The 9,357-nt window shown below is 42.1% G+C and carries 9 protein-coding genes and 1 pseudogene; 5 read left to right on the forward strand and 5 right to left on the reverse strand.

Annotated features, from left to right (window positions below):
• Positions 1–12 precede the first annotated feature (12 nt).
• Positions 13–582 carry an FMN-dependent NADH-azoreductase gene (locus NI464_RS08640; RefSeq protein WP_004281290.1) on the reverse strand — a complete coding sequence of 190 codons (570 nt, stop codon included), beginning with the start codon at positions 580–582 and terminating at the stop codon, positions 13–15.
• A 342-nt stretch (positions 583–924) separates the two neighbouring features.
• Here NI464_RS08640 and NI464_RS08645 point away from each other — a divergent pair, with 342 nt between their 5' ends.
• Positions 925–2,121 (forward strand): GGDEF domain-containing protein, encoded by a 1,197-nt coding sequence (locus NI464_RS08645; RefSeq protein ID WP_138742628.1) that lies wholly within the window; start codon positions 925–927, stop codon positions 2,119–2,121.
• Between the two features lie 28 nt (positions 2,122–2,149).
• Here the strand turns inward: NI464_RS08645 and dsbD are convergent, their stop codons facing one another.
• The 4 genes from dsbD to NI464_RS08665 form a co-directional block, all read right to left on the reverse strand.
• Positions 2,150–3,991, reverse strand: a complete 1,842-nt coding sequence (gene dsbD / locus NI464_RS08650) for a protein-disulfide reductase DsbD (protein WP_004729130.1) — start codon at positions 3,989–3,991, stop codon at positions 2,150–2,152.
• A gap of 19 nt (positions 3,992–4,010) precedes the next feature.
• Complete coding sequence (locus tag NI464_RS08655; protein WP_004729129.1) at positions 4,011–4,766, reverse strand: transporter; 756 nt, start codon at positions 4,764–4,766, stop codon at positions 4,011–4,013.
• A 21-nt stretch (positions 4,767–4,787) separates the two neighbouring features.
• Complete coding sequence (locus tag NI464_RS08660; RefSeq protein ID WP_004647221.1) at positions 4,788–5,330, reverse strand: hypothetical protein; 543 nt, start codon at positions 5,328–5,330, stop codon at positions 4,788–4,790.
• A gap of 127 nt (positions 5,331–5,457) precedes the next feature.
• Positions 5,458–5,823, reverse strand: a complete 366-nt coding sequence (locus tag NI464_RS08665) for an HPF/RaiA family ribosome-associated protein (RefSeq protein WP_004647220.1) — start codon at positions 5,821–5,823, stop codon at positions 5,458–5,460.
• A gap of 1,006 nt (positions 5,824–6,829) precedes the next feature.
• On the opposite strand from NI464_RS08665, the gene NI464_RS08670 reads away from it, so the two are divergent.
• The 4 genes and pseudogenes from NI464_RS08670 to NI464_RS08685 form a co-directional block, all read left to right on the forward strand.
• Positions 6,830–7,564: an outer membrane protein OmpK gene (locus tag NI464_RS08670; RefSeq protein WP_004281284.1), complete on the forward strand. Its 735-nt coding sequence runs from the start codon at positions 6,830–6,832 to the stop codon at positions 7,562–7,564.
• 81 nt (positions 7,565–7,645) lie between these two features.
• The gene (locus NI464_RS08675) at positions 7,646–8,158 is read left to right on the forward strand and encodes a GNAT family N-acetyltransferase (RefSeq protein ID WP_004729124.1); all 513 of its coding nucleotides are present in this window, start codon (positions 7,646–7,648) and stop codon (positions 8,156–8,158) included.
• A 172-nt stretch (positions 8,159–8,330) separates the two neighbouring features.
• The gene (locus NI464_RS08680) at positions 8,331–9,053 is read left to right on the forward strand and encodes a hypothetical protein (RefSeq protein WP_004729122.1); all 723 of its coding nucleotides are present in this window, start codon (positions 8,331–8,333) and stop codon (positions 9,051–9,053) included.
• A 66-nt stretch (positions 9,054–9,119) separates the two neighbouring features.
• Positions 9,120–9,266, forward strand: a pseudogene (locus NI464_RS08685) (DNA repair protein); the annotation flags it as partial.
• Between the last annotated feature and the right edge of the window lie 91 nt (positions 9,267–9,357).

A 9,357-nucleotide genomic window follows, 5' to 3' on the forward strand; every position in this document is an offset into this window, starting at 1 on the left:
AGGTTTTAGGTTTTAAATGGCCTGAACTTGCTGCAATGCAGTTTGCAATGCTTGGGCTTTAACCGCTTCGCCCATGTTCACTCCTTCAGCACGAATCACTTCGATATCATTCACACCGGTAAAGTTAAACACGGTTTTCAGGAAAGCCTCCTGAAAATCAGCCGGGCTTTGCTCGCCATAGACACCACCACGGCTGCTGGCAATATACACTTTCTTATTGCCCGCCAAACCCACAGGACCTTGTTCGGTATATTTAAAAGTACGTCCCGCGACACAGATCCGGTCAATCCAGGCTTTTAGGGTTGATGGCAAACCGAAGTTATACATCGCTGCACCAATCACCACGACATCAGCCTGTAAATATTGATCTAAAATTTCCTCGCCCAATGCCGTTTGTTCTGCATTCTGGCCCATTAAAATTTCGGCGGTAAGATGAGGAATAGGCTGTGCAGCCAGATCCAGATACTCAACTTCAATGGCCTCAGCATATTTTTGCTGCAGTTGTTCCACCACAGCCTGAGTCAACTGACGCGAAATAGAAGCATCTCCTAAAATACTGGAATCAATCTGTAAAACTTTCATGGTTTCGCTCTTTATCTTTGGTTGTTTCTAACAATGCAGCCATTTTAACGATTGACTATATTGAAATAATTAGTACAAATAAAACACATCATCCTGAATTTAGAACAAAACTGTATACCTCTTAACCTCTTTAATTTTGATTAAGACCCTTTGACATAGCCTGGATCACTTGCGCTATCGGCAAAGACTGAGCAGATCAGATATCAACTAAATCACAAAAATGTTTTAAATATTGTTGTTTATCAAGCATTCAAACTTATGTTATCTTGTGTAAATAAAGTTATAAATATCCAATAAGTCTTAAAAAAAATCTGCCATAACAATTAAAGTCAGACCGGGACCATGAAGCGAATATCGCCTGTATTAGAAAAAGTGCTAAGACACAGAATCAAGAAATACCTGGTCGAAGATGAAGTCGTGATGAACTGGCGCATCCTGAAGAAATGCATCCTGATGCTGACCTTGGGATGCGGAGTACATCTGACCTGGCTCGGCTGGGATATTTTCGTGTTATTAAATCCCGAATATTGGCAATATGTTCATCTAGAACGGGTCTATACACAAATTACTCTGAACAGCAGCTTTCTGGTAATTCTATTTCTCCTGATTTTTCCCTGTTATAAATTTCAGGGGAATCAGCTGATTGAACGTTATCTGCCTTATATGGCAGTGGGTACTTTTGTTATCTCGTTGTGTCGTGACGCCTATCTCGTCGGGGTGATCAGCCCTGTGGCCACGACCTCCTATGTCTGTTTAATTATGGTGGGACTGGTGCTGTTCCATCGCACGCTGGTTTATAGCATGCTGATTCCAGCGTCAATTTTCCTAGGCGGATGTGCCTATTTAAGTTTCAGTCATCAATTACCTTATTCACCGCTCTTTAATATCGATGACAAGCTTTTTTATAATGGTTTCTGGCTGTTATCGATGCTGTATTTCATTTTGCCAATTCTGGCCGTCTGTATGGTGTTATTCGAGATTCTGCTCAGTCAATGGCGTCATCGCGAGCAGCTGATCAAACAGCTGAGCCAGATTGATCCGCTCACCAATCTGTTTAACCGCCGTAGTATCAACCAATGTCTGGATAAACTGAATGCCGCAGCCACTCCCAATTATGCTTTAGTGCTATTGGATCTGGATCATTTCAAGAAAATTAATGATCACTATGGCCATCATAAGGGTGATGAAACCTTAGTCGAAGTGAGTGCCGTGCTGAATCAGCAATTGCGCGAAAGTGATGTAGTCGGCCGTTTTGGCGGGGAAGAATTTATTTTGGTGCTTAAAAATACCAGTCTGGAAAAAGCCGAACAAGTGGCTGAACGCTGCCGCATCGCCATTCAGCAATTGCAGATTTTCAGTGATGAGGATGAGCTGATTCCGGTGACCGCCAGTTTCGGGATTGCCATTTCTAGCGCGGAATTACGCCCGCAGCAGTTATTGAGTCAGGCTGATCAGGCGCTTTATCAGGCTAAAGCCGGTGGGCGTAATCTGGTCAAAGCTTATGCTGAACCGGTGCCAGTACAGATGCAGGTTTCTTAAACGGGTTCAGCTTTTTTTAAGAACTAAATTATGGATTTTCACTTTGAGCCAGTGCTTGCAGCTGTGCCAGCAATTCTGCCTCGCTAAAAGCACCGGTTAAACGTAAACCCCTAATTTCCTGCTGCTGCGCATTCAAGAATAAATACGTCGGCGGCCCGAGAATTTCCCATTGGTTTAACAGCGCTTGATGAGAGACATTATATTGGCTTAAATCCAGCTTGATCAGGAAATATGGCGCAAGCGCCTGCTGTACCGCTGCAGATTTTAAAATACGATGTTCGATCGGCTGACAGGCAACACACCAGTCGGCGTAGACATCAATAATAATCTTTTGCCCTTGTGGTGCCCTGTCCAAAATCTGCTGAAATTCTGCTGCACTACGTGCCACATGCCACTTGGCTTCTGTGCTCGCCTGCTCCACAAAAAAACGCTGACTGTGCTGATATTGGCTATAAGCGATATAGGGCACGGCCAGTACCAGACACAGGATATATAGCCATCTCAAACCGGTACGATGCCAGAAAATCCGGAACAGCACATAAGCCACGAAGGTCATACCCAAAGCTAGGGATAACCATTGTAAAGCGGCTTCTGAAATCAGTGGGCGAATAAAATACAGCGCCAGCGCCAGCATGATAAAGGCAAAGAGCACTTTGATCTGATTCATCCAATGCCCGGCTTTAGGCAGAATCCGTGCACCCAGAATACTGGCCAGCAATAAAGGCGTGCCCATCCCAAAACCTAAAGTAAACAGCAGTAAAGCTCCCTGCCACTGACTTTGCGTCTGGGAAATAAACAATAATGCGCCTGCCAGCGGTGCGGTCATGCATGGCCCCACCAGAAGCGCCGAGATCATGCCCATGACACCGGCACTGACCAGACTGCCTCCCTGCTGCATGGCCTGTGCCCGATCCAGACGATGAACCAGACGTTGCGGCAGTTTGATTTCAAACAGGCCAAACAGATTCAGGGCAAACAGGACAAACAGGATGCTAAATGCGATCAGGGTTCCCGGTTGCTGCAACCAGCGCTGAAAATTCAGGCCGGCCGAAGATGCAATTAGGCCAAGTACTGCATAGACAGCGGCCATACTGCTGACAAAAGTCAGTGCAATCATCCAGGCTTTCAGTCCTTTACTGTCACGTACGATCAGCGAGGTCAGAATCGGCAGCATCGGCAAGGAACACGGTGTAAAAGCCAGTAAAATGCCTAAGCCAAAGAACAGCAAAAGCCCATAGCCCAAAGAGCGTTCAAGCAGTTGGGCTGACCATTTCTGGTCTTGTGCTGCATAGGGTTCAGTTTGTGTGTGGGCTGATGCAGAGATTTCATTTGCTGTAGATTCTGAGGAGTCCGCTGCATTAAATAGGGTATTGTGTTGCAGTGATGAAGTATTCAGATCAAGTAAACGCTTTGTTCCTGATCCGGTAGCTTCAAATTGCACCAGACCAGACAAATCGGTCTTGAACTGAATGGTTTGTGGCGGATAACAGATCCGGTCTTTGGCACAGCCCTGCCAGCTGACCTGATAGGATTGCCCCGCCTGAGTCGGAATTTGAAACTTTAACTGCTGATAATAAACCTGGGTATGTCCATAGTTATCATCATATAAATCTTCAGCGGGTGGCAACTCAAACGACACCGGTTGGTTGCCCTGCCGGACTTCAATTTTATGCTGATACAGATAATAGTTGTCTGGAATCTGCCAACTCAGTTCAGCCTGCTGCTGACTGGTGGAGATCACGCTCACAGGAAAAGCCTGCTCGGCAGACAACAATGCAGTTTCCGCCTGAGCAGGACTGCTGAACAAGGTGCTTCCCAAAATAACCAGGGCAAGCATTTTCCCCCAGGTCGGGAACTGCGAGTATTTCATCATCTGTGAGTTGGATAACTTAGAACAGCACAGAGAAACCTAGGCCTGAGAAGTAACTTCGATCTGCACCATCCAGATCTACACCGACATTCGCATCCAATTGGACACGGTCGTTTAAGGCATACATAACCCCGGTACCGAGCGCGTATTGATTATCGACACTTTCAGCTTTACGGTAAATCAGTTCAGAATAACCTGACCAGCGATCAGTAATACGGTAGCCTAGAGAAGGAATCGCAGACACTGCCCAGTTGCTGTCCTGCCATTCATAACGCATGGTCAATGCGGTACTGACCAAGTCATTATATTGAGACGACACGACAGAACCCAAGCTGTAAATATCTTCTTCATTAGTGAAACCGGCATTGCCTGTTGCAATGATGGCTTCGGCCAGCAAAGCCATACTGAGTTTGTCATCATCCAAATCAATGGCCTTTTTCAGACCAATACTAACATCGCCCAGACCATCATCTTCTTCGGTCTGGCCATTGGATTTCACTTGGGTCCAGGTCGGGCCAGCCCAACCTAAACGCAATTCCAGATCATCACTGAGTCCGGTACGTAACAACATATCTGCACTGAGTGTGGTCGCGGTCTGATCGCCCGACTTGCTATAACGCGCTGTAGGCAAGCCTTGCTCCCAAGCGACATTTCCGACTGGAGTAATTCCAGTACTGAGACCCTCACCTGGTCGATCAAATTCAAAATCTGCTGCGAAAAGCTGTGCACTACAACCGGCCAGTGCAATCAAACCCAAGGTTTTTAATGTTGTCATGTTGGAGCTCTTTATTAAAATTTAACTGAGTTCTTTGGTCATTTTTGCGCCATGCTTGCGAAGCAGTTCTAGCGTCTGTTTTTCTTCATCCAAGGCTTCTGACCAGTTGATTTCATCAAAATCACAATCAAAGAATAGATCACTAATTGAAGATAAAATAGTCATGCCATCTTCATCTTTGCTATTTGGATCGACTTTTTCATCCAGTAAACGCTGTACAGCTGGCGCGCATGCGGCACTTGCGGCATCCCAGAGTGGACCATAAATTTCTTCTGCATCCCACAAATGCAGATTCACTTTGGCCTGGATCAGTTCTTCCAGAATCTGTAAATGTACCGCCAAACGTGCCTGTTTCTCCTCTTCTGAAAGTGGTGTTCCGGCTTCATACAGCTCACACACTTCTTCCCACCATTTAAACAGGCCATCTGACCAGACCGAAATCACCGGGCCTTTGTCATGATCAATAAAATTCGGGTTGAGTCCATCTGCCAGCAGCTGTTTGACCTGGTCCAGATTTAATTCTTCGAGTGCTTGCACAAAAAGTTGTTGTTGCGCAGTTAACATGATGGAGCTCACTTTGATTCGTTTTCGACTATTATGCCGAATAAAGCAGGATTTGTTGTGCTTCTCATAACTATATTTTTGTTTAATACGAAAAAAGCCCCGCAGGGCTTTTTCAAATCGGTTCGGCTTAGTCTTCGATATCCGCAGTATCTGTGTCTGCTAGTTCGAGAGCACCAGGACGAACATTGTCTTTTTTCTCGATCACATGTTCCAGACTACGTTTTAGTCGGTCAATTGCACCATGGATCGCAGTATCGACATTATGGCCACGATGATTGACTACGACAGGTTTCAAGCCTGCAGGACGCGCTTCAATCATACAACGAATATCGTCATCGCCGCCTTTGGCGCCATTTTCATCACTGAGATGGACTGAAAAATGGGTAATACGTTCGCTGTGGCGCTGGAATTCTTGATTTAATTCTTCCCGTACATAAGTAATTAAACGATCACTATTCTGAATGTGGTTATCGGTACGAAGTTCAATATTCATATATTACCATCCTCAATCTTTGTAACTTTTGAGTGCAAAATTTTTTATCTTGGCACATTTGTAGCTTGCTGTTTCGCATCGCATTTCACTTCTTCAAATGATTGGAATCACACCCTCCATTTTGAATGATGAACACATTTTTGAGTCTGCAGAATCGTGTCCTTATATCTTGAATATCGGCTGTATCTGGGAAATATGCAAGTGATATTTTGGTTTTTTAGCAAAAGAATAATCCATTGTGACAACTGCTTACTCAGCTCAAAAATGCAGGATTTTTCAACTGGTAATTTCAAAACCTTTCACACGATTTAATTCGAAATAATTTTTTAGCCAGACCGATAAATCGCTTAAATAACACTCGACCAGAAAACCTAAAAAAGAGGAATTAAAAGTATTTTTTATCGAAATTAGCTCACTTTTATCTAATAATTTTTCTTATAAGATCTGCATCTAGTAAGCCTTACAGTCCTGAATAGATCATTTGCTTTATCATTATTTAGTTACTTTTGCAGAATCAGGAAAAATACCCCTTCGTCATTCTAAAATAACAACCTGCAAAATAATTTTTTATTGAAATATAAGACCGTTCAATCTCACTTGAAGAGGCTGAGAACAGGCTTATAAAACGACGGTCATTTGAGATTTTCAAACTAACCTCATTACACAAACAGAACAAAGCTGTTCAGCCTCAGGCCCAAATTAATTACTAAACAATCTGTATATCCCCCCCTATTTTTTACTGATTTTGTAAGTTAATCATCGTAAATTGAAGTGATTTTATATTTTTAGTTATACATTCAGTCTTTTAAGGCACTACATATTCAACTTTATTTAAAAAATAATAATTTAGAGAAGTATCAGCGAAAGGCAATGAAAACTGAGGAAGATGATCGTCTTCATTCAACTCATGGGGGCTGAAATATATTTAAGTCAGCGATCACTTTTAACTTTATTTTTACTTATTAATCTGTATGCTTATTCTGCTTTCTCGGGGGGATAGATTTAAATGAAATTTACACAACTTGCGGCACTTTGTGCATTGGCTTCAACTGCAGCATTTGCTCAAGCAAAACCAGTTTGGCAGGACTTTAGCGTTACAGGTCTTTATGGTGAAAACTATAAATCACCATTTCTCACTCAAGATGAAAAGCTTGATCAAACAACAGTTACTGCTGAATATGCGGCAGGTTTAAAATATGGTGATTTCTTTGCTTTCGCTGATCGTACTAACAATGATCCAGAAGGTAATAGTACCTATTTTGAGGTTGCACCGCGTTTAAGCTTAAGTGCAGTTTCAGGAACTAAACTTGAAGTTGGTCTAATCAAGGACGTACTCGTTGCGACAACTTGGGAAGGTGGCGAAGGCTTTAATAACTATTTGTATGGTGTTGGTTTTGCTTTAAATGTTCCATATACTCAATATGCAAACATTAACTTCTACAAAGCTGACAATGATAACACTGCAGATGATTATCAAATGACCATCACTTACGCAGTACCATTTAAGTTAGGTACTGAAGATTTCCTTGTTGATGCATTCCTGGATTGGTCAACGGCTGAAAAGAATGGTCACGCAAGTGAGTTAAACTGGACATCTCAGTACAAATGGAATGTAGGTAAACATATCTCTCCAGACACTAAACTTTATGTAGGTATCGAACATTCAGTTTGGAACAATAAATATGGTTATAAAGGCGTAGACCAAAATGATGTCAGCGCACTTGTGAAATATCATTTCTAATTGATGTATGATCAAAGGCAGAACTCCGGTTCTGCTTTTTTTTAAACTGTGATTTCAGATCAACCTTACCAGAACAAGAATATGCCTGATTTTGACATTCGACCTGCGACCGAACATGATCTTGAAACCATCCTCAAGATTTATAATCAGGAAGTACTTTATGGTACTGCGACCTGGAACAGAACAGCCTTTGATCTGAACTATTTCAAAATCTGGTTTAAACAGCTTAAAAATCAGAATTTCCCGGTTTTTGTGGTTGAAGATATTCAAAATCAAGTCGTTGCTGGCTATGCTTGTTATGATCAGTTTCGTAGTATTCAGGGCTTTCAACAGACGGTAGAACATTCCATCTTTTTAAATCCAGATTATGCAGGGCAAGGTTTGGGTTCTAAATTATTACAGTATTTAATTGAACAGGCTCAAGTACAGAAATTGCATATCATGGTCGCAGCGATTGATTCAGAAAACACCTCATCGATTCGTCTGCATGAAAAACTGGGTTTCGTTCAAACTGCCTATATGCCGCAAGTCGGACAGAAGTTTGGGCAATGGCGTGATTTGGTACTCTTACAACTCAATCTGGATCAAGCTTGATTCATTCTTAGTTTAAAACTATTCCAGAACTGCTTTCTGGACACTACTCTTCAGCTTTTTAATACTTGGCCATCACGATATTTTGTTGTTATCCAGTTTAATAAGCACAAGTTCTATTTACTTATACGAGCGGCTATGTTTTATTCAGCTCAAAATCATACTGAATAACACCATGTATAAATCTCTATTGTCTATTGGTCTTTTAAGTTTAAGTATGCTCACTTTTGCTGATTCAGACTTTGAAAAAGAGCTCCGTTCAGGCTGTAGCAAAGTGCAAAGCTATGCAAATAATGGCAAAAAATTCTACGACCAAAAACAATATCAAAAGGCCATAGCGCAATTTGAGCAACAAGCCGCATGGTCATCCTTTTGTGCGATGAATGTAGAAGACGGTGGTACAGCTTTTTCCGAACGCGATATCACCACGGCGTTTAATAATGTTGGCTTAAGTTATGCCAAGCTTGGAAAGCCGCAATGGGCACGCGCCTGGTTCTCGGTTTTCCCGAATGCTAAAGCCAGCCAGTTCAATCTAAAACAGTTACCTGCACCAGAAAAATCAAAGAGTCTTGCAGGAAAATATGTTCGTTATGCAGGTTTTGGTCAATGGAATACGATGGAAGTTAAACGGGCTTCGAATGCCTACCAAATTGAGTTTAATGGACTCTATATGGGTTTGCGCAGTCTGATTTATGGACCAAATATGGGAGAATTTTCAACCCGCATGCCACTGAATAAAGCTCAGACCAATTACAGCGTAGAAGATTGCAAAATTGATTTAAAATTTCAGTTTAACGCTCAAATTGGACAACAGATTGTGGTGAATAGCAGCAATCCGATGTCTTGTGGTTTTGGACATAATGTCTCGGCGGATGGCATGTATTTAAAGGTTGAGTGATTGCTGATTCAGCGATATCTTATTGCCCTATAACAAACATAATATTCAAAATATTACAGGGAAAATATGGCTAAATTTCTAAATACCAGTGCAACCAATTTTTTCTTAGAAGAACTCATCAAAAATGCCAAAGAACGTTTAATTTTAATCAGTCCGTATTTGCGTCTCAATGACCGTATTAAAGAATTATTAGAAGACAAAGACCGGTTAAAATGATCCTAGCCAAATAATTAGACAGCGGTTCCCTCTAAATTTTTCAAATATTCTTTTTCAAAAGCTTCGGGACTAACCCAGCCATTTGCAG

It is taken from the genome of Acinetobacter lwoffii (assembly GCF_024129685.1).
Taxonomy (GTDB): domain Bacteria; phylum Pseudomonadota; class Gammaproteobacteria; order Pseudomonadales; family Moraxellaceae; genus Acinetobacter; species Acinetobacter lwoffii_X.